Here is a 19,678-nt window from a genome sequence, read left to right on the forward strand (position 1 = left end):
TTATAAAGGAGTAAAAATATGAATAATTTCGTAAAGGTAGGTTTAACTACAGGAGTGGTGTTATCGGCGATTATGCCTTATGGAGGAGTACATGCGGAAACAGAAGATTTAAAAGTGGAAACAAAGGAAGATACGTTCCGAACAGGTAATTTAACAGCACCTTCTCAAAATTCGGCAGAAAATGTAGCAAAGGATGCGCTAAAAGGAAAAACAGAACAAGCATTATCATCAAAGCAAGTTAATACTGAATCCAAAGTTAATTATAATGTTACGCAAAGTCGTAAATCTTATGATGGTACTACATTGGTACGTCTTCAACAAACATATGAAGGACGTGATGTATACGGATATCAATTAACAGCACATATTAATGATGATGGTGTACTTACGAGTGTTTCGGGGGATAGCGCCCAAGATCTACAACAACAGGAAGATTTGAAACAACCTATTACTCTATCAGAAGAAGATGCAAAGAAACAGCTCTTTAACATTTATGGGAATAATCTCACATTTGTTGAAGAACCAGAAATTAAACAAGTAGTATATGTAGATGAAAATACAAGTAAAGCTACAAACGCATATCAAATTACTTTTAGTGCATCTACACCTGAATATGTATCGGGTACAGTATTAATTGATGCTTTTGGTGGTAATCTATTAAAAGAACTCGTTCAAAAATTGGGTATACAAGTAGATAGTAGTATTGTCCAATCTGCGACAGCAAATAAATCACAAGATCCTTCAAAATTAACAGGTACAGGAAAAGATGACTTAGGTATTAATCGTACGTTTGGAATTACGCAGCGAAGTGATGGAACGTACATGCTTGCAGATTATTCTCGTGGTAAGGGAATTGAAACATACACTGCTAATTATAAAGATTATAATAATTATAGAAGAAATGTATGGGGTTATCTCGATGATTTAGTAACAAGTAATTCTACAAATTTTACTGATCCTAAAGCAGTTAGTGCCCATTATTTAGCAACGAAAGTATATGATTTTTATCAAGAAAAATATGGGCGTAACAGCTTTGATAATAACGGACAAAAAGTAATTTCTGTCGTTCATGGCTGGAATACAAATGGTACGAATAAAGGAAATCCTAAGCAGTGGTTTAATGCATTTAGTAATGGAGCTATGCTAGTATACGGAGATCCAATTGTTAGAGCATTTGATGTGGCAGGACATGAATTTACACACGCGGTTACAAGAAATGAGTCTGGACTTGAGTACGCAGGAGAAGCTGGTGCAATTAATGAGGCTCTATCTGATATTTTAGGAGTAGCAGTTGAAAAGTATGCCAATAACGGAAAGTTCAATTGGACAATGGGAGAACAATCAGGTCGTATTTTTAGAGATATGAAAAACCCATCATCTATCTCTTCTAGATATCCGGAGGACTATAGACATTATAATAACTTACCTATTGATGCTGACCACGATCATGGTGGTGTACACACGAACTCTAGCATTATTAATAAAGTAGCTTACTTGATTGCTAGTGGTGGAAACCATAATGGAGTAAACGTACATGGCATTGGAGAAGATAAAATGTTTGATATTTTCTATTATGCAAATACGGATGAATTAAATATGACTTCTGACTTTAAAGAATTAAAAGAAGCTTGTATTCGTGTAGCAACGAACTTATATGGTAAAGATTCATTAGAAGTACAAGCTGTCCAACAAGCCTTTAAAGCAGCTTATATTTAATAGTATTGTGATGAATTATAAACTCTTTTATTTTAATATAGTGATTAATTTGTATGTATAGACAAAAACCTTGTAGAATTTTTCTGCAAGGTTTTTTTGAATGTTATGCCGCTATTTGCCGGGCAGTAAGACCCCCGCCTCAAAATTCAGCGAAAGCAAAGAAGTTAGGTGGGAGTTGGGCTGCTTGTAAAAGCCAGATTGGTAAGGGCTAATTAAAGTTTCACTTTATTCGGAGCGACAGAGGATTTAGCGAAACGCAAAATTTACCATGCTTTATACAAACTAATTAGTAATCAACATATACCGCAATCTATTTCAATTATCGGTATTGGTAGAGGGGGAATGTCAGATGTGGAATTTCAAACAAAGGTAGAACAATCCATTGCTACATTTTCTAGAAGATCTACTGATGACGAATCAGGAGTAGAAGGATTTATTAGCACATTTCGTTATTGTCAATTAAATACAGCGAATGTAGAGGACTATCAAGATTTGTTGAGTCTTGTAAAGAGGCGTGAAACAGAATTAAATATTCCTGAAAACCGTATGTTTTACCTATCTGTTATACCAGAAGTATTTGATGTCATTGCTTTAAATATTAAGGAAAGTGGATTGTGGGCTACAAAAGGATTAAATCGTCTTATTATAGAGAAGCCTTTTGATTATAATGTAACGTCTGCTCGTGAGTTTAACGCGAAATTAATTGAAGATTTCGATGAAACTGATATTTATTATAACGATCATTATCTTTGAAAATGAATGGTAACTAGGAATACACTTAGAAAAGTATTACGAAATAAATCGTATGTAATTCAAGACATTTTTATTGACGATAATAATTTATGTGGTTAATATATTAGACATAAGATTATCTAATTACTAAAAGTAATTAGATATAAAATATTCCGTTAAATTCTATAAATAAGTAAGTTGTGGTAGAAATGCTTTGAATTGCCACTATTAATATTGGGGACAATTAAAAAGCGAAAGGCATAAAAAGAATTGGAATTTGATAACTCTTTGTTTTTATAAAACATGAGCTTCTGTACAATTCATTTTTAAAATATTGACAAGGATTATACAACAAGAGGGGGACTGAAATTGGAATCAATGACCTTTGTTTTATTTGGAGCGACAGGGGACTTAGCGAAACGCAAAATTTACCCCGCACTATATAACTTATATAGAGATCAAAAACTTCCAAAGCAAATATCCGTTATCGGGCTTGGGAGACGTCAAGTATCTCATGTAGATTTTCAAGGAAGAATAAAAGAATCAATAGAGACGTTTTCCCGTCATAGAGAAGAAGGTACTCCAGAACTGGAAGGTTTTTTAGATAATTTTCGCTATTGTCCATTAGATGTGAGTAAGCCGGAAGACTATGAGAGGTTATTACAAGTCGTTCGTGAAAGGGAAGAAGAATTACATATAAAAGGAAATAGAATGTTTTATCTTTCCGTTGCTCCTGAATTTTTCGAGACCATTGCTTTAAATATTAAGGAAAGCGGACTTGATAAAACGGATGGATGGAAACGTCTGATGATTGAGAAACCATTCGGGCACGACCTTACATCTGCTCGTGAGCTTAACGATAAGCTTAGTCGCACGTTTGAAGAAGACGAGATATACCGTATCGATCATTATTTAGGTAAACCGATGATTCAAAATCTTGAAGCATTAGAATTTGCAAATCCTGTTCTCCAATCAATTTGGAATAAAGAACATATAGCGAATGTACAAATCACAGCGAGTGAAACAGTTGGGGTTGAAGAAAGGGCAGGATATTATGACCAGGCAGGGGCCATTCGAGATATGGTTCAAAATCATATGTTACAAATATTAATGATGACTGCTATGAATCTGCCGGAAAAGGTTAATGCATGTGAAATTCGAGAGGAAAAGCGAAAGGTAATGGAAACGCTTCGTAAAGTGAAAAAAGAAGACGTTCAAAGCCATATCATTCGCGGACAATACGCTGCAGGTGAGATAAAAGGCGGGCAAGTTGTAGCATACAAAGAGGAGCCAGGAGTAAATCCTTCTTCTAACATAGACACATTTGTTGCTGCTCGCCTGTGGATCGATAATCCATTTTGGACTGGCGTTCCCTTCTATATACGAACAGGCAAACGAATGAAAGAAAAGTCTACTCGTATTGTAATTGAATTTAAAAATACGTTAAAACAGCAATATCAAGATAGTAATCCAAATGCAGCACCTAACTTGTTAATAATTGAAATTAGTCCAGGTGAGAACGTTTCATTACAGTTAAACAGTAAAAATCCATTGAAAAATGGAGAAATTGAACCGATGCGTATTAACTTTACTTGTGAGCAAGCGGATGTGGGAGTACCTGAAGCGTATGAAAGACTCATTCATGATGCTGTGAGTGGAGACGCTACATTCTTTGCACATTGGAGAGAAGTTGAATTGTCATGGGAATGGGTACAACCAATTCTTGAAGCGTTCGAGGAAAACTTATTACCGCTTTATGAATATGAGTCTGGTTCATATGGTCCAGAAGCGTCTAATGAACTGTTGCAAGAAAGTGGATTTAAATGGTGGTTAGATCAAGAGACGGAAAAATAAGTACTTTCTTTAATGAAAGCATTTAGGGGGACGATTACTATGACACAAAACATAAATCAATTAGCAGTGAATACACTTCGTACGTTATCGATTGATGCTATTAATGCGGCAAACTCAGGTCATCCAGGTCTTCCGATGGGAGCAGCACCAATGGCTTATGCATTATGGGCGAATCATTTAAATTACAATCCTAATCACCCAGAATGGTTTAACCGTGATCGTTTCGTTTTATCGGCGGGACATGGATCTAGTCTGTTATATAGTCTACTTCATTTAGCTGGATATGATGTTTCAATTGATGACTTGAAAAACTTCAGAAAGTTAAATAGTAAAACACCAGGACATCCTGAGTTTGGTCATACTCCTGGAGTTGAAGCGACTACAGGCCCGTTAGGACAAGGGATTGCTAATGCTGTCGGAATGGCAATGGCAGAAGCTCATTTAGCAGCAAAGTTTAATAAGGGTGGTCACTCTATTATAGATCACAATACGTATGCTTTAGTCGGAGATGGTGACTTAATGGAGGGTGTCGCTTATGAAGCGATGTCAATGGCAGGACATATGAAACTTGGCAAGCTAATTGTACTGTATGATTCAAATGAAATTTCACTTGATGGTGAATTAGGCATTGCTTTCTCTGAAGATATTCAGAAAAGGGTAGAATCTGTACATTGGCAATATGTAAGAGTTGAAGATGGAAACGATGTCGATGCTATTACAAAAGCTATTACATTAGCGAAAGAAAATAAGGATCAACCTACTCTTATAGAAATTAGAACCATTATAGGTTATGGAAGTCCAAAAGTTGCTGGAACGAACAAAGCACATGGTAATCCGCTTGGAGTAGAAGAGGCAACAGCGACAAAACAAGTGTATGGTTGGGGTTATAAGGAAGATTTCTTTGTACCTGAAGAAGTAAAAGCTCATTTTAATGAACTAAAACAAAAAGGTATTGAAAAAGACAATGACTGGAATGAGCAGTTCAACTTATACAGAGAAGCGAATCCTACACTGGCAGATGAATTAGAAAAAGCGATTACAGGTGAGGTTTTAATTGAAGCGAAAGACATTCTATCCTTTGATACTGAAAAAACAATTTCTACTCGTGTTGCAAGTGGGGAAGCTATTAATCATTATGTGAAATCGATTCCTTCTATTTTCGGTGGAAGTGCGGATCTTTCTCATTCTACGATGACAGATATAAAAGGTGAAGCAGTATATGCAGTAGAATCGTATGCTGGACGAAATATATATTTCGGTGTACGTGAACATGCAATGGGCGCTGCAGCGAATGGATTGGCGCTTCATGGAGGAGTAAAACCTTTCGTAAGTACATTCTTTGTATTTAATGATTATCTTCGTCCGTCCATTCGACTGGCTGCACTGCAAAAGTTACCTGTTACTTACGTATTTACACATGATTCGATTGCTGTAGGAGAAGATGGTCCAACGCATGAACCAATTGAACAATTGGCAGCTCTTCGAGCAATTCCTGGTCTAACAGTTATCCGTCCGTCAGATGCAAATGAAACAGGAAGTGCTTGGGCGTATGCTTTACAGCAAACGGATGGTCCAGTCGTTTTAGTACTGAGCCGTCAAAATTTACCGGTGTTTAATGAAACGAAAGCGAACATAGAGAATCTCTCTAAAGGAGCTTACGTATTAACACAAACGAATGAAAATCCGGATGTAATTTTAATTGCGACAGGTTCTGAAGTACCCTTAGCTGCTAGTGCGAAAGCAAAATTAGAAGAAGATCAAGTTTCTGTTCGCATCGTTGCAATGCCGAGCTGGGAGCTATTCGATTACCAATCGAACGCATATAAAGAATCCGTTCTTCCGTCTTCTATAACGAAACGAGTATCTCTTGAAATGGGTGTATCTCTCGGTTGGGAACGTTATGTAGGACAAGAAGGAAAAGTACTATCAATTGAAACATTTGGAGCTTCAGGTACTGGAGCTGAAGTCATGAATCTATTTGGATTTACGACAGAAAATGTTGTTCAAATTACAAAAAATGTGTTGAATTCTTAAGCTATGACTGTGAATACCTTTCTGTACATATTAACATTTCAGTGCTGAAAGGTATTCCAGATTGTAGTGATATGGATTTTTAATAAAAGATGATTTGAGGAGGAATTATATTATGCAAGTAGGATTAATTGGGTTAGGTAAAATGGGATTAAATTTAGGGAAAAATTTAATGGATCATAAACATGAAGTAGTAGCATTTGATTTAAATACGAGCGCAGTAGAAGAAATGAAAGAGTACGGGGCAACAGGTACATCTAGTTTAAGTGAACTTGTTCAGTCATTACAATCACCAAGAATTCTTTGGGTAATGGTACCACACGCTGTTGTTGATTCTGTTATTGATGAGGTTACACCACTTTTATCAAAAGGAGATATTTTAATTGAAGCTGGTAATTCACATTATAAAGAGTCTATCCGCCGATATGAGCAATTAAAGAAAGATGGCATTCACTTTATGGATGCAGGAACTTCTGGTGGAATGGAAGGAGCTCGTAATGGTGCTTGTTACATGATCGGAGGAGATCAAGAAGCTTGGGACATCGTTGAACCTATCTTCCGCGATACTGCTGTAGAAAATGGATTCTTATATGCTGGAAAAGCTGGTAGTGGTCACTTCTTAAAAATGGTTCATAACGGAATTGAATACGGTATGATGGCTGCTATTGGTGAAGGATTTGAGATTCTAGAGAAAAGTGAATTTGACTACGATTATGAAAAAGTATCAAGAGTATGGAACAACGGTTCAGTCATTCGTTCTTGGTTAATGGAATTAACAGAAAATGCATTTTCTAAAGATGCAAAACTGGATGAGATTAAGGGTGTTATGCATTCTTCTGGTGAAGGAAAATGGACAGTAGAAACAGCATTAGACCTTCAAACAGCAACTCCTGTTATCGCAATGTCTCTATTAATGCGCTACCGCTCATTAGACAATGATACATTTACAGGAAAAGTTGTAGCAGCTCTGCGCAATGAATTTGGTGGACATGCAGTAGAAAAGAAATAAAGTGAAACTTTAATAAGTAGGGGCTTCATTCCACACCAATCGGGCTTTTACGGGATAAGCATATTAAACATGTAACTCATCAACGTTTAAAAACTGGAGGGAATTAATCATGAAATTTTTTATTGATACTGCAAATCTTGAGGATATAAAAAAAGCATATAAACTTGGAGTTTTAGCTGGTGTTACAACGAATCCTTCTTTAGTAGCAAAAGAGGGCATTAAATTTGAAGACCGTATTGCAGAAATTTGTCAGGCAGTTCCTAAAGTTGAATCTGTTTCGGCAGAAGTAACGCCAGATGCTGTTACAGCTGAAGAGATGATCGCCCAAGCAGAAGAACTGATTAAAATTAACGGTGGCGATGAAAAAGTTACAGTTAAACTTCCGATGACGTTAGCTGGATTAGAAGCTTGTCGCTACCTTACTGAAAAAGGTGTGAAAACGAATGTTACACTTATTTTCACGGTGAACCAAGCACTTTTAGCTGCTCGAGCAGGTGCAACGTACGTTTCTCCATTTTTAGGACGCTTAGATGATATTTCTGAAGATGGCGTATTATTAGTTGCTAAAATTGCTGAATTATTCGATGTTCATCAACTAGATACACAAATTATTGCGGCTTCTGTTAGACATCCAGATCATGTAACTCGTGTAGCGATGGCAGGTGCTCACATTGCAACAATTCCTTATAAAGTAATTGAACAACTTGCTATGCACCCATTAACAGACCAAGGTATTGAGAAATTTGCTGCTGATTGGGCGAAAGCGCCTAAATTATAATGTATGAAAGCGAAGGTGCTTTCCGAAAATTGTTTTTCATAAGAGGACAAATCTTAAGTAACTTCATCGTTTAAACTGGATCCTGAGTTTGTAGTCTTACTACGTGAAAACAGCAAGAGAAGAAAGTGTCATTCACTTTTGAAGAAGGAAAATATGCTCGTATGAAGCATGTATAAAATAACATTATAATTATGAAAGAGAAATCCCCTTATCAGAGAGAGTAGTTAACATGTATCTCTGATAAGGGAGATTCTTTTTGTATAAATTATTATTTTGTGAAGATGATTTGTATATCGATATATAAATTCTTACTCATGAAAGAACTATATAGGTGCTCTTAATTGTATAGTAATTTTGAAAGGGTTTACATAAAGGGGTGAAATTGCGTATGAATATGTACCTTTTAATTATTACATTATTATCAATTGTAATTGTTATTTTAGGGGTATCGTGGTGGAGATGGCATGCGTTTATTAGTTTAACGATTGCAAGTTTGTTTTTAGCAATTATGTCTGGAATGCCAATGGATAAAATAGTGAGTGCTTATGAAATGGGAGTCGGAAGTGTTCTCGGGCATTTAGTAGGTATTTTAGTATTGGGTACAATTTTAGGGAAAATGATGGCAGAGTCAGGTGCTGGAATGCAAGTGGCAGAGTTCTTTATTAAATCCTTTGGGATAAAAAACTTACCATGGGCTATGTTAATTGCAGGTTTTATTATTGGAATCCCGGTGTTTTTTGAAGTAGGCATTTTAATATTACTGCCGTTAGTAATTTCAATTCATAAAACAACGAAACAAAATATTTTATTAATAGCATTACCAGCAATTGCTGGGCTATCTGTCGTACACGGCCTTGTTCCTCCGCATCCAGGGGCCATAGTTGCAATTGGTATTTATAAAGCGAATCTTGGGAAGGTACTAATGTATTCACTCATTATTACATTTTTTGCAGCGATTATTGCAGGTCCTATATTTGCGACATGGATTCACAAACGTGTAATTCCTGAAAATGAGCCAGAATTGATTCGTGTAAATACAAAATCAACGAAATTACCAGGAATAGGAGTTTCATTTTTAGTTATATTGTTACCTGTTATGTTAATGGTTTTAGCTGCAGCAGCTCCTTATGTGCCTCTTTCTAATACTTTGATGAAGGTTATCACATTAATCGGTAGTCCTATAATTGCGCTATTGATTGCATGTTTTGCGGCGTTCTATTTTCTTGGATTTCGTCAAGGTATCGATAAAAAAGCTATTAAGAAGATAACAGAAGATAGCTTATTACCAATCGGTTCAATTGTTGCGATTATTGGTGCTGGTGGTGGATTTAAGCAAATCCTTATCGATAGTGGTGTAGGGAATGCTATTGCTCAAATGTCTGAGCATTTAGCTCTATCTCCAATTGTATTAGCATTTATAGTAGCTGGATTAATTCGAATTGCGACAGGGTCAGCGACAGTCGCTTTAACAACAGCAGCGGGTATCGTTTCGCCAATCGTTGAAAATACGACAGGTGTGAACTTAGAGTTACTCGTTATTGCAACAGGTGCAGGAGCATTAATGTTTTCACACGTAAACGATGCTGGTTTTTGGATGGTAAAAGAATACCTAGGTTTAACAGTGAAAGAAACATTTAAAACATGGACAGTATTAGAAACGTTACTTTCATTTATCGCTTTTGGAGGCGTTTTACTACTCGATATGTTTGTTTAAGATAAAGATGTTTCTATTTAGATAATTGTGGCATACAACGTTATTAATAGATAAAAGGAATGTATTTTTATGGTGGGATACTGTAGCAATTTTTTGTTAGGAGGAAGAGATGGTGAGCTCAAAATATATGATTGGTGTAGATATTGGGACAACTAGTACAAAATCAGTTCTATTTTCTACTGATGGATCTGTTATTGCTAGTCATGGAATTGAATATCCTTTATATTCTCCTACACCTGAAACAGCAGAACAAGACCCAGAAGAAATCTTTCATGCAGTAATAAATACGATTAAAGAAACTGTACGAATAAGTAGTGTACAGCCGAATGATATTCTTTGTGTCTCTTTTAGTTCGGCAATGCATAGTATCATTGCTGTAGATGAAAAGGGAAAGCCGTTAACGAGATGTATCACTTGGGCAGATAATAGAAGTGCAAGCTGGGCGGAGAAAATAAAGAATGATATGAATGGTCATGAAATTTACCTTCGTACTGGGACACCAATTCATCCGATGTCACCACTGTCGAAATTAGTTTGGCTACAGAATGAGCAAGCAGAGTTATTCGCAAAAAGTTATAAATTCATTTCTATTAAAGAATATGTTTTTTACAAGTTATATAAAGAATATGTAATTGATTATTCTATAGCATCAGCGACAGGAATGTTCAATTTAAAATCTTTAAAGTGGGATGAAGAGGCTTTACATGTAGCAGGAATTACAGATGAAAAGCTTTCAAAGCTTGTTCCAACAACGCACAGTTTAACAGGATTAGATGAAGAGTTTGCCAAAGAGATGAATGTACTTGTTTCTACGCCTTTTGTCGTAGGAGCGAGTGATGGAGTACTATCTAATTTAGGTGTAAATGCAATAGATCCTGGCGTTGTGGCTGTTACAATTGGTACAAGCGGTGCGATACGTGCTGTAACAAATCGTCCTGTAACAGATCCAAAAGGTAGAATTTTTTGTTATGCGTTAACTGAAGACCATTGGGTAATCGGTGGACCAGTTAATAACGGCGGTATGATTTTCAGGTGGGCTCGTGACCAATTGGGCACTTCAGAGATTGAACTTGCAAAGCGCTTAGGAAAAGATCCATATGAGGTGCTTACTGAAATAGCAGCAAAAGTGAATCCGGGATCTGACGGTTTATTATTTCACCCGTATTTAGCGGGGGAAAGAGCTCCTTTATGGAATGCAAATGCGCGAGGATCTTTCTTTGGACTCGGATTGCATCATAAGAAAGAACATCTGATACGTGCTGTTTTAGAAGGAGTAATTTATAACTTATATACAGTTCTTCTCGCTTTAAAAGAACTCATTGGCGAACCGAAAAAAATTCAAGCGACAGGCGGTTTTGCAAGGTCGGAACTTTGGAGACAGATGATGGCGGATATTTTCCATCAAGACGTATATGTTCCTGAAAGTTTCGAAAGCTCTTGCTTAGGAGCTGCCATCCTCGGTTTATATAGTTTAGGTGAAGTAGATACGTTACATGTAGTTTCTGAAATGGTAGGTGCAGATTTTCATCATGAGCCAAACATGGAAAGTGTGGAAAAATATAAAGATTTAACGCCAATCTATATCCGTTTGTCCCGTCAATTGGAAGAAGAATATGAAAGTATAGCAGCGTATCAAAAAAAGTGGGTTTAAAAGCTATTTACCAAGAAAATATGGTAACGTATAAAGGGGTACTCCGATTTTTTAGGATACTCTTTCAACATAAAATATTTTAAGAAGTATGATGAATGAAAAATATAGGGAGAGAGGGTTATGAAAATGAAGGATAACAAAGAGTTTATCGGATATGTTGGAACATACACGAAAGAAAATAGTGAAGGAATATATAAGTTTATTTTAGACACGGAAGCAAAAAAAATTGGTAATGTAACACTTGCCGCTAAGTTGGATAACCCTACATATGTAACGATTAACCGAAATAATGAATATCTCTATTCCGTTGTTAAGGAAGGCGAATCTGGCGGTGTAGCTGCTTATTCCATTGATAGTCATACTGGAGAACTAAAAGCGAAAAATAGACAAGTAGTAGAAGGGGCTTCTCCTTGTCATATTAGTGTTGATAGTGGAAATCATACAGTAGTTACAGCAAATTACCATAAAGGAACGATTGAGTCTTTTGAAATAAATGAAGAAAATGGAACTGTAAATCCTGCTGCATCTATTATGGCGCATGAAGGTTCAGGTCCGAATAAAGAAAGACAAGAAAAACCACACGCACATTACGCGGGGTACACTCCTGATGAAAAATATGTGATAGGTGTTGATTTAGGGATAGATAAATTAATTACGTATGAAATAAAAGATAGTACATTAATAGAAGTGAATAGCCTGTCTGTGAATCCGGGAAGTGGACCAAGACACATTGCTTTTCATCCAAATGGAAAATACGCTTATGTAATGACGGAGCTGAGTTCAGAGGTTATTGCGTTAACATATAACTCGGAAGAAGGCTCCTTTACAGAATTACAGTATATTTCTACTCTTCCAGAACAATTTGATGAAAATAGTCAAGGCAGTGCTATCCATATTTCTTCTGAAGGCCGCTTTGTATATGCAGGTAATCGTGGTCATAATAGTATTGCTGTTTTCAGTGTGGATCAAAACTCAGGTGAGCTTGCATTTGTGGAACATACATCTACAGAAGGAAATTGGCCGAGGGATTTTGTATTAGATCCTACTGAAAAGTTTCTTGTTGCTACAAATGAAAAGTCACATAATCTTGTGCTATTTTCAAGAGATGAATCTACAGGAAAGTTAACACTTTTACAATCTGATGTTGCTGTGCCAGAGCCTGTTTGTGTGAAGTTTTTAAATGTTTAAGTTGTGTTCGATATAATTTCATATACTCAGAAAATAATAAAAAGCAAAGCGATATCGCTTTGCTTTTTATTGTTTCTTTTTCGGTCTACGTACTAATTCGCCGCCGCAGTTTGGACAAACGTTTTGTCTTTCTTCTGTACATGGTGCGCAAAATGTACATTCATATACACAAATGTATGCTTCAGAATCTTGTTCGAGCGATTGATCACAAATTTGACAGTTTGTTTTCATTTCTAGTGCCATAATAAGTCTCCTTTTAGTTAGAAAATTTATAATTTAATTATAATTCATTGAATAGAAATAGTCCTTTTCAATTGAAAGGAAATCGAATGATAAAGTTATGAATTGAAACGAAAGATGCCGGTTTATTTTAAAATTGATTATTTATTACAGTTGGAATATTATGAAATAGTCAAAAGACAACAGGGGGTATAGATTTTGACTAATCATAATGATCATTTAAAAGCAAACTGCGAAAAATGCTTCGGTCTATGTTGCGTTGCATTACCGTTCGCAGCATCGGTAGATTTTGCAGTGAATAAAGATGGTGGTAAACCATGTTCCAACTTACAATCAGATTTTAAATGTAGTATACATAAAAATCTTAGAGGAAAAGGTTATAAAGGTTGTACAGTATTTGAGTGTTTCGGTGCTGGGCAGAAGATTTCTCAGGGTACGTTTAAAGGGATTGATTGGAGGAAAGATGCAAAGCATGCAAGAAAAATGTACGATGCTTTTCCGGTTATGCATCAACTTCATGAAATGCTTTGGTATTTGAATGAAGCGATTCTTTTAAAGGCAACACAGCCAATTCATAAAGAGCTGGAGACCGCAATTGAGGAGACAGAGCGACTTTCGAATTTAAATCCAGGTGAGTTAATGAAAATAAATGTTCCAATGCATAGGGCAGAGGTGAACATTCTTCTTTTAGAAACGAGCGAATTAGTATGGAAGGAAATGAATACTGCGCGTAAGAAACGAATCATTCACCGCGGAGCAGACCTTATGGGAGCAAATCTGAAAAAGAAAGATTTACAAGGTGCAAATTTAAGAGGAGCTTACTTAATTGCGGCAAACTTAAATGGAGCAGACTTACGAGGGGCAGATCTCATTGGAGCAGATTTACGAGATGCAGATATTCGCGGAGCAGACTTTACAAATTGTATTTTTCTTACGCAAGTTCAAATTAATGCGGCGAAAGGGGATAAGCATACGAAATTGCCGAAATTGTTGTCCCGTCCATCGCATTGGAGTGCGTAAAGAGTGAGGAGTGTTTAGTGTGGATATATTTCAGTATTTAGAAGAGATGCAAGAGGATGTCTTTTCGTTAGCAGTAGAGCAAATAGAAGCGAAGTATTATGATATTTGTTGCATGTTGGCATCTACAGAATATGCAGAACGAATTAAAGCAATTGATTTAGAGTCATATAAGGAAAGTATTCGAGTAGGTTTGGATGCAGCTGTAGAAATGGCTACTAACGAAGAAGCAAAAGCGATTTATTTTGAGTATGACCTTGATAACGAATGGGATAGTCAGTTTTATATTTGTGAGGAGTATTTTCCAATGGAAGAAGAGGATCACGATTGGGCATCTGAATGGACATATAATATTGAGGGGCCGGGGGCTGTAGAATTAGCAGATATGTATAATGAAAATGGCTTTGATACAAGTGAAAAAGCAATCAGTATAACTTTATATTTAATTGCTAAAACGCTGTGTAGTTTTATAAGTGTACGTAGTGAAGTGCAAAGTAATATACCGATTTGTATTGGTTTTCACGACCAAGATCCAATTATGCGAACAGGCAGAGACTAAGAATCTCTGCCTGCTTTTTATTTCTTTTCAAAAGTAGTAATGAAAACGCTACATATAATGAGCATACCACCAATGAAAAAGTTACTATTTAATGTCTCATTTAATAAGAGCCAACCAAGTAATGATCCAACGATAGGTTGGAAGAAGAAAAATAAGGAACCGATGCTTGCATCCATTAAGTCTAATCCTTTATTCCAAAGGAAAAAGGCACCTGCTGTTGAGACGATTCCTAAGTATAATACGCCTAATATGACGTACGTATTTACTGTTCCGATAGAGGATGTTTGTAGTTCCCCTATCATAAAAGGTGTAATAAAAAAGAGTGAAAAGAATATGGCATACGTTGTAATAACTAAGGATGAAAATTGGATTGAAGCGATTTTTACATAAATAGATAGTAAAGCCCACGTAATAGCGGCTCCAACTAAAATGATTGTTCCGATAAAATAGGAGCCAATTTCAATATCCCACCCGATTACGATAATGACACCGATTGTCGCTATGATAGTAGATAAAAGTCTACGAGCGGTTAGTTTTTCTTTCAAAATGAGCGCTGCAAATATAGCCATAAATGCAGGTGTAGCTGATGTTACTAATGAGCCTGTATGAGCGTCGGATAATTTTGTTCCGATAAATTGACATGTGATTGAAATAAAATATCCGATAAATCCAATCCAAGCGAATAGGAGCCAATCTTTTTTGCGAATGGTTACTTTTTTCTTTTGCTTTTTCTCAGCTAGTTTTAAAATGCCATACAAAACAACAAAAGCGATAATAAAGCGTAGCCAAACGAGTGTTAGTGGTGGGATAAAATCGAGTACGTATTTGCTAACAACATACATACCGCCCCATATACTTGCTGCTAGTGATAAGCATATAGCTCCTAAAATTGTTTGTTTCATTTGAAGTACCTCCGTCTATTTTTAGGGTAATATGAGTTCCCTAAGACGAGGCATAGTGTATGTGTTACAAGCCCGCCTTAGTTTATAGACGGCCTACAGGTTGATCGTTTTCGAATGAAGTGTTGTAGTACATGGGTGCATTCCTCCTTCATATTTTATAATGATATTATAACTTAATTTTCAGTTTATTGGGATGTTTCTTTAGGAAATAGTGGCTGTCTAAGAAAGTGTAGTATATGGTAGAAAAACATATTTTTAAAATAAGAGAAACCAATGACATAGTAGATAAGTATATTAAGAGTAGGATGAAAAAGTAGATTAATAGAGAAAGAGGAGGAGATTGTTATAACTACAACTGTTATTTCTCATTTTTATAACGAAGAGTATTTATTGCCGTGGTGGCTTATACATCATACGAAACTGTTTGATCATGGCATTTTAATTAATAAAGGTTCTAAGGATCGTTCGGTTGAGATTTGTAAAAAATTCGCACCGCATTGGGAGGTGCGAGATTCTGTAAATCCAGAGTTTGATGCATATGCGACAGATCATGAAGTGATGAGGATAGAACAAGAAGTACAAGGATGGAAAATGATTTTAAATACGACTGAGTTTCTTTGCGTGCAAGATAAAAATCAGTTTTGGAAATCGCTAAATGAATTGGGGGGGAGGATGTATTGGCTGGACGGGCTTATTATGGTTGATGATCCTAACTACAACTATCCGGACCTTAACTTTGGAATACCTTTAATGAAACAGCGGTTTCATGGTTATTTACCAGAAGATTGGCCGTTATGGAGAAGAGGTAGATTTATTCATAATCATGAGCATGGAAGTTATACGGTTGGAAGACATTTATCTGCGCATGAATCGATGATTTATCCACCTCTTGCCTGTATATTATGGTTTGGGTTTAGTCCGTGGAACGATGCGATGAGAAAGAGAAAGTTACAAATTGGTCCGACTCTTTCTGAAGCTAGTAAGCATGGGGGAATGGGGACGCATCATATTGTTACGCCGGAAAGATTAGAAGGATGGTATAAGGAATTAGCGAGAGGAACGAAGGATTTACGTTTTAATGATGCATATCGTTATGTTTTTGTATAAATGATTTCCACCATAAAATTGTTTCTTCAATTCCTGTATTTAGATCGTATGTTGGTTTCCAGTTTACTTCAGTTTTTAAACGTTCTACATTAACCCCGACAAATAAAGGTTCATCTTTAGAGAAAGGGATTGCACCTAGTTTAATTAAATGTTCTTTTCCTATCTTTTTAGCAATGATAGAAGCTAACTCTTTAATTTGTACAGATTGACCAGAAGCGATATTGATGGTGCCTGTAACGCTGTGTTCTAATATTGTTACGAGAGCGTCAGCGACGTCACTCACATGGAGGAAATCTCTCGATTGTTTTCCATGTGTACATAGTGCTTCCTCGTTTTTTAATAAGGAAGTGATAATGTTAGAAACGAGCCGATTACCTTGTTCGTGAGGTCCATACATATGAAAAATGCGGCCCCAACACATGCTGAGGCCTGTTTGTTGTGCATACGTTTCTAGCCAGGAGTGCAGTGCATTTTTACATAAAGAATACGGGGTTTTATAGGAAAGGAGCGGTGAATCTTCAAATAATACGCCGTTAAACCATTCGTACTCTGCGCCAGTACCTGCAACGACAACACGCTTTCCACCGCATGTTGTAAAGTGTTGAATCAATGAAATACTAGACTTTAGCCAATAGTAATTATTAATAGATACATAGCATGCTGGTGGCACTGCTTCCCAAGCAAGGTGAATGAGATGGCTAGGCTGAACGTCGTAAATGAATTGTTTTACTTCGTCATCGCGAAGCAAGTTTACTTTATGCCAATGGCAAGGGAGGTGAGAGGGGTTATTTTTATTATACGTGGCGTGCACTTCGTATCCCTTTTGTATAAGTGAATGTACAACATATTTACCTATCCAGCCACTACCACCTGTTACAACAACTTTCTTCATGGCTCGATCACCTCAATTTCTGGAACCGTCACTAAAAATTTACCGCCCCATTCACGAATGAAAGAGCATTCTTTCATAATTTCGTCTTTCAAATTCCAAGGAAGTATAAGAATGTAATCTGGTTTTGTACGTTTAATTTCTGCTGGAGATTTTATTGGAATACGAGTTCCTGGTAAAAGGAGATTTTGTTTGTGAGGATTTTTATCTACTGTATAAGCTAGAAATTCTTTACCTATCCCGCAATAATTCAAAAGGGTGTTTCCTTTAGCTGGAGCACCGTAACCGATAATTTGTTTGTTTAAAGCTTTCGCTTCAATAAAAAACTTTAAAATATTTATTTTCAATTGTTCGATGCGTTTAGAAAAAAGGAGATAGCAATCTAAAGTATCTAACCCGTGGTCGACTTCTTTTTGAATTAATTTTGTAACATTGGAATGGATAGTTGATTGGGCACTTAGATGGTTTACAAAAATCCGTAAGGAACCACCATGCGTTGAAAGTTCTTCTACATCAACAATTTGTAAATGATGATAACTTAAAACTTTTTGAAGGCTTATAAGTGAGAAGTAGGAAAAGTGCTCATGGTAGATAGTATCGAACTGTTTAAAGGATATGAGGTTTAATAAGTGTGGGAATTCAATTGTTATCGTGCCATCACGTTTTAATAGTGTTTTTAAACCAGCGACAAAATCATGCAAGTTCGGAACGTGTGCTAATACGTTATTTGCGACGATTAAATCAGCTTGTGGCAATTTTTTTGCTAAGTCATTACTGAAAAAATTCACATGAGTAGGAATTCCTTTTTTGATAGCAATTTCTGCTACGTTTTTCGCGGGTTCAATTCCCAATGTCTCGATATTTTCTTTTTTAAAGTATTGTAATAAGTACCCATCGTTACTTGCGATTTCAATCACTTTTGAATGTTTCGTTAAGTTGAAACGCTTAATCGCCATTTCTACATATTGTTTAGCGTGTAGCAGCCAGCTTGAGGAGTAAGAGCTGAAGTATAAGTAGTCATGAAAAATATTGTGCGGAGATTCAAATTCATCTAGCTGCACGAGTAAACAAGAGTGACAAACAAATGTGTGCAGCGGATAAAATGGTTCCATTTTATATGAATTTTCAGGAGCTACAAATGAATTAGCAAGAGGAGAAACGCCCAAATCTAAAAAAGTGTTGGTTAGTAATGAGTGGCAAAAACGGCATTTTTTCTGTTCCATTTTATAGTCCCCTTATAAATTTTTGAATGCATCGATTTGTTGTCGCGTGAAAGATTCTATATTTTCACCGGATGCATATTTTTTGTACCAATCAACAGTCCAAGAAATAGAATCATCTGTTGATAACTTAGGGGTCCAGCCGAGTTTGTTTACTGCTTTTGTACTGTTGAGTGTTAAAATTGGTGATTCATAAGGAGTTTTCGTAGAGGGAGAATGGATGGTGAGTCGTTTATTCCATAATTTCGTTACGGATTGAATGACATCATTTACGGTTCTGCTAGGTTCATTAATCGGTCCGAAATTCCATGCTTCTGCATATTTAGCATCATTCCAAAGTTTCTCAGCTAGAAGGATATAGCCATGTAGAGGATCTAAAACATGTTGCCACGGACGGACGGCATATTTGTTTCGAATACACAAAGTATGATTGTGCAAATATGCCCGAATGATATCAGGGAATAATCGATCTTCTGCCCAATCACCACCGCCGATGACGTTACCAGCTCTGACTGAGGCGAGTTTCTGGGTATTAGTGCGGAAGAATGATTTTTGATAGGATGTTGCCACTATTTCAGCGCAAGCTTTGCTAGCGCTATAAGGGTCGAAACCTCCTAGTCGGTCATTTTCCACGAACGCTCGGTCGCCACTACCGTCATTCTCATAACATTTATCGCTTGTCACATTAATAATGGCACGTACGCTTTCGACGGACTTTGCTGCTTCTAGCACGTGGACAGTACCTAAAACATTCGTTTTGAATGTATCGATAGGATTTTTGTATGAAGTGGTGACGATTGGCTGAGCTCCTAAATGAAATATTATGTCGGGATTATGTTGTTTTAGGGCGTGGAATAAAGAGTCGTAATCAGTAATATCGCCATGAATTGTCATACACTCTTTTGCTACGTTACCTTGTTCAAAAAGATTAGGAATGGATGGGGGATGAGAAGAAAAGCCCACTATTTCTGCCCCTAAAGAACTTAAGAAAAGGGTGAGCCAGGAGCCTTTAAATCCAGTATGTCCCGTAATAAATACTTTTTTCTTATTCCAAAAAGATGATGAAGCCAT

16 protein-coding genes and 1 pseudogene are annotated in these 19,678 nt (G+C 36.5%); 12 read left to right on the plus strand and 5 right to left on the minus strand.

Annotated features, from left to right (window positions below; translation table 11 throughout):
* Positions 1–18 precede the first annotated feature (18 nt).
* The 9 genes and pseudogenes from ACTFRH_RS12100 (at position 19) to ACTFRH_RS12140 (ending at position 12,673) form a co-directional block, all read left to right on the plus strand.
* The gene (locus tag ACTFRH_RS12100; RefSeq protein ID WP_001058950.1) at positions 19–1,716 is read left to right on the plus strand and encodes a M4 family metallopeptidase; all 1,698 of its coding nucleotides are present in this window, start codon (positions 19–21) and stop codon (positions 1,714–1,716) included.
* 237 nt (positions 1,717–1,953) lie between these two features.
* Positions 1,954–2,469: pseudogene (locus ACTFRH_RS12105) on the plus strand (glucose-6-phosphate dehydrogenase); the annotation flags it as partial.
* A gap of 348 nt (positions 2,470–2,817) precedes the next feature.
* Positions 2,818–4,302: a glucose-6-phosphate dehydrogenase gene (gene zwf, locus ACTFRH_RS12110; protein ID WP_000445368.1), complete on the plus strand. Its 1,485-nt coding sequence runs from the start codon at positions 2,818–2,820 to the stop codon at positions 4,300–4,302.
* A gap of 39 nt (positions 4,303–4,341) precedes the next feature.
* Positions 4,342–6,336 (plus strand): transketolase, encoded by a 1,995-nt coding sequence (tkt, locus tag ACTFRH_RS12115; protein ID WP_000193052.1) that lies wholly within the window; start codon positions 4,342–4,344, stop codon positions 6,334–6,336.
* A gap of 112 nt (positions 6,337–6,448) precedes the next feature.
* Positions 6,449–7,342, plus strand: a complete 894-nt coding sequence (gnd, locus tag ACTFRH_RS12120; RefSeq protein WP_001195925.1) for a phosphogluconate dehydrogenase (NAD(+)-dependent, decarboxylating) — start codon at positions 6,449–6,451, stop codon at positions 7,340–7,342.
* A gap of 109 nt (positions 7,343–7,451) precedes the next feature.
* Complete coding sequence (fsa, locus tag ACTFRH_RS12125) at positions 7,452–8,120, plus strand: fructose-6-phosphate aldolase (protein WP_000667679.1); 669 nt, start codon at positions 7,452–7,454, stop codon at positions 8,118–8,120.
* Between the two features lie 388 nt (positions 8,121–8,508).
* Positions 8,509–9,834 (plus strand): gluconate permease GntP, encoded by a 1,326-nt coding sequence (gene gntP, locus ACTFRH_RS12130; RefSeq protein WP_001057597.1) that lies wholly within the window; start codon positions 8,509–8,511, stop codon positions 9,832–9,834.
* A gap of 109 nt (positions 9,835–9,943) precedes the next feature.
* Positions 9,944–11,485 (plus strand): gluconokinase, encoded by a 1,542-nt coding sequence (gntK, locus tag ACTFRH_RS12135; RefSeq protein ID WP_000254932.1) that lies wholly within the window; start codon positions 9,944–9,946, stop codon positions 11,483–11,485.
* 120 nt (positions 11,486–11,605) lie between these two features.
* Positions 11,606–12,673, plus strand: coding sequence for a lactonase family protein (locus tag ACTFRH_RS12140; RefSeq protein WP_000782213.1), 1,068 nt, complete (start codon positions 11,606–11,608; stop codon positions 12,671–12,673).
* A gap of 66 nt (positions 12,674–12,739) precedes the next feature.
* On the opposite strand, the gene ACTFRH_RS12145 is transcribed toward ACTFRH_RS12140, so the two are convergent.
* Positions 12,740–12,916, minus strand: a complete 177-nt coding sequence (locus ACTFRH_RS12145) for a DUF1272 domain-containing protein (RefSeq protein WP_001162791.1) — start codon at positions 12,914–12,916, stop codon at positions 12,740–12,742.
* Positions 12,917–13,111: 195 nt separating this feature from the next.
* Between ACTFRH_RS12145 and ACTFRH_RS12150 the strand changes: the two genes are divergently transcribed.
* Together ACTFRH_RS12150 and ACTFRH_RS12155 are read left to right on the plus strand one after the other, a co-directional pair.
* Positions 13,112–13,933 carry a pentapeptide repeat-containing protein gene (locus ACTFRH_RS12150; protein WP_000181433.1) on the plus strand — a complete coding sequence of 274 codons (822 nt, stop codon included), beginning with the start codon at positions 13,112–13,114 and terminating at the stop codon, positions 13,931–13,933.
* Positions 13,934–13,952: 19 nt separating this feature from the next.
* Positions 13,953–14,489, plus strand: coding sequence for a hypothetical protein (locus ACTFRH_RS12155; RefSeq protein WP_000350938.1), 537 nt, complete (start codon positions 13,953–13,955; stop codon positions 14,487–14,489).
* 17 nt (positions 14,490–14,506) lie between these two features.
* On the opposite strand, the gene ACTFRH_RS12160 is transcribed toward ACTFRH_RS12155, so the two are convergent.
* Positions 14,507–15,391, minus strand: a complete 885-nt coding sequence (locus tag ACTFRH_RS12160; protein ID WP_000814728.1) for a DMT family transporter — start codon at positions 15,389–15,391, stop codon at positions 14,507–14,509.
* Positions 15,392–15,712: 321 nt separating this feature from the next.
* Here ACTFRH_RS12160 and ACTFRH_RS12165 point away from each other — a divergent pair, with 321 nt between their 5' ends.
* Positions 15,713–16,498 carry a glycosyltransferase family 2 protein gene (locus ACTFRH_RS12165; protein ID WP_071732485.1) on the plus strand — a complete coding sequence of 262 codons (786 nt, stop codon included), beginning with the start codon at positions 15,713–15,715 and terminating at the stop codon, positions 16,496–16,498.
* Here ACTFRH_RS12165 and ACTFRH_RS12170 read toward each other — a convergent pair.
* From ACTFRH_RS12170 to rfbG, 3 genes are read right to left on the minus strand one after another with little or no spacing between them, the layout of a single operon-like run.
* Positions 16,467–17,390 (minus strand): NAD-dependent epimerase/dehydratase family protein, encoded by a 924-nt coding sequence (locus tag ACTFRH_RS12170; protein ID WP_000758379.1) that lies wholly within the window; start codon positions 17,388–17,390, stop codon positions 16,467–16,469. The genes ACTFRH_RS12165 and ACTFRH_RS12170 overlap by 32 nt on opposite strands.
* Positions 17,387–18,610: a class I SAM-dependent methyltransferase gene (locus ACTFRH_RS12175; RefSeq protein ID WP_000435767.1), complete on the minus strand. Its 1,224-nt coding sequence runs from the start codon at positions 18,608–18,610 to the stop codon at positions 17,387–17,389. Before ACTFRH_RS12175 ends, ACTFRH_RS12170 begins: the two co-directional genes overlap by 4 nt.
* A 12-nt stretch (positions 18,611–18,622) precedes the next feature.
* A complete protein-coding gene (gene rfbG / locus ACTFRH_RS12180) occupies positions 18,623–19,678 on the minus strand; it encodes a CDP-glucose 4,6-dehydratase (RefSeq protein WP_000168650.1) in 1,056 nt (351 codons plus the stop codon).

Source organism: Bacillus cereus group sp. MYBK216-1 (assembly GCF_051916495.1).
GTDB classification, from domain to species: Bacteria; Bacillota; Bacilli; order Bacillales; family Bacillaceae_G; genus Bacillus_A; species Bacillus_A thuringiensis_K.

What these genes read in the sequence shown, in the direction of transcription:
- rfbG (WP_000168650.1), bottom strand. Translation starts at nt 19,678, where the DNA reads ATGGCTTCATCATCTTTTTGGAATAAGAAAAAAGTATTTATTACGGGA.
- tkt (WP_000193052.1), top strand. Translation starts at nt 4,342, where the DNA reads ATGACACAAAACATAAATCAATTAGCAGTGAATACACTTCGTACGTTA.
- ACTFRH_RS12160 (WP_000814728.1), bottom strand. Translation starts at nt 15,391, where the DNA reads ATGAAACAAACAATTTTAGGAGCTATATGCTTATCACTAGCAGCAAGT.
- gnd (WP_001195925.1), top strand. Translation starts at nt 6,449, where the DNA reads ATGCAAGTAGGATTAATTGGGTTAGGTAAAATGGGATTAAATTTAGGG.
- ACTFRH_RS12100 (WP_001058950.1), top strand. Translation starts at nt 19, where the DNA reads ATGAATAATTTCGTAAAGGTAGGTTTAACTACAGGAGTGGTGTTATCG.
- ACTFRH_RS12175 (WP_000435767.1), bottom strand. Translation starts at nt 18,610, where the DNA reads ATGGAACAGAAAAAATGCCGTTTTTGCCACTCATTACTAACCAACACT.
- gntK (WP_000254932.1), top strand. Translation starts at nt 9,944, where the DNA reads ATGGTGAGCTCAAAATATATGATTGGTGTAGATATTGGGACAACTAGT.
- ACTFRH_RS12140 (WP_000782213.1), top strand. Translation starts at nt 11,606, where the DNA reads ATGAAAATGAAGGATAACAAAGAGTTTATCGGATATGTTGGAACATAC.
- ACTFRH_RS12170 (WP_000758379.1), bottom strand. Translation starts at nt 17,390, where the DNA reads ATGAAGAAAGTTGTTGTAACAGGTGGTAGTGGCTGGATAGGTAAATAT.
- fsa (WP_000667679.1), top strand. Translation starts at nt 7,452, where the DNA reads ATGAAATTTTTTATTGATACTGCAAATCTTGAGGATATAAAAAAAGCA.
- gntP (WP_001057597.1), top strand. Translation starts at nt 8,509, where the DNA reads ATGAATATGTACCTTTTAATTATTACATTATTATCAATTGTAATTGTT.
- ACTFRH_RS12145 (WP_001162791.1), bottom strand. Translation starts at nt 12,916, where the DNA reads ATGGCACTAGAAATGAAAACAAACTGTCAAATTTGTGATCAATCGCTC.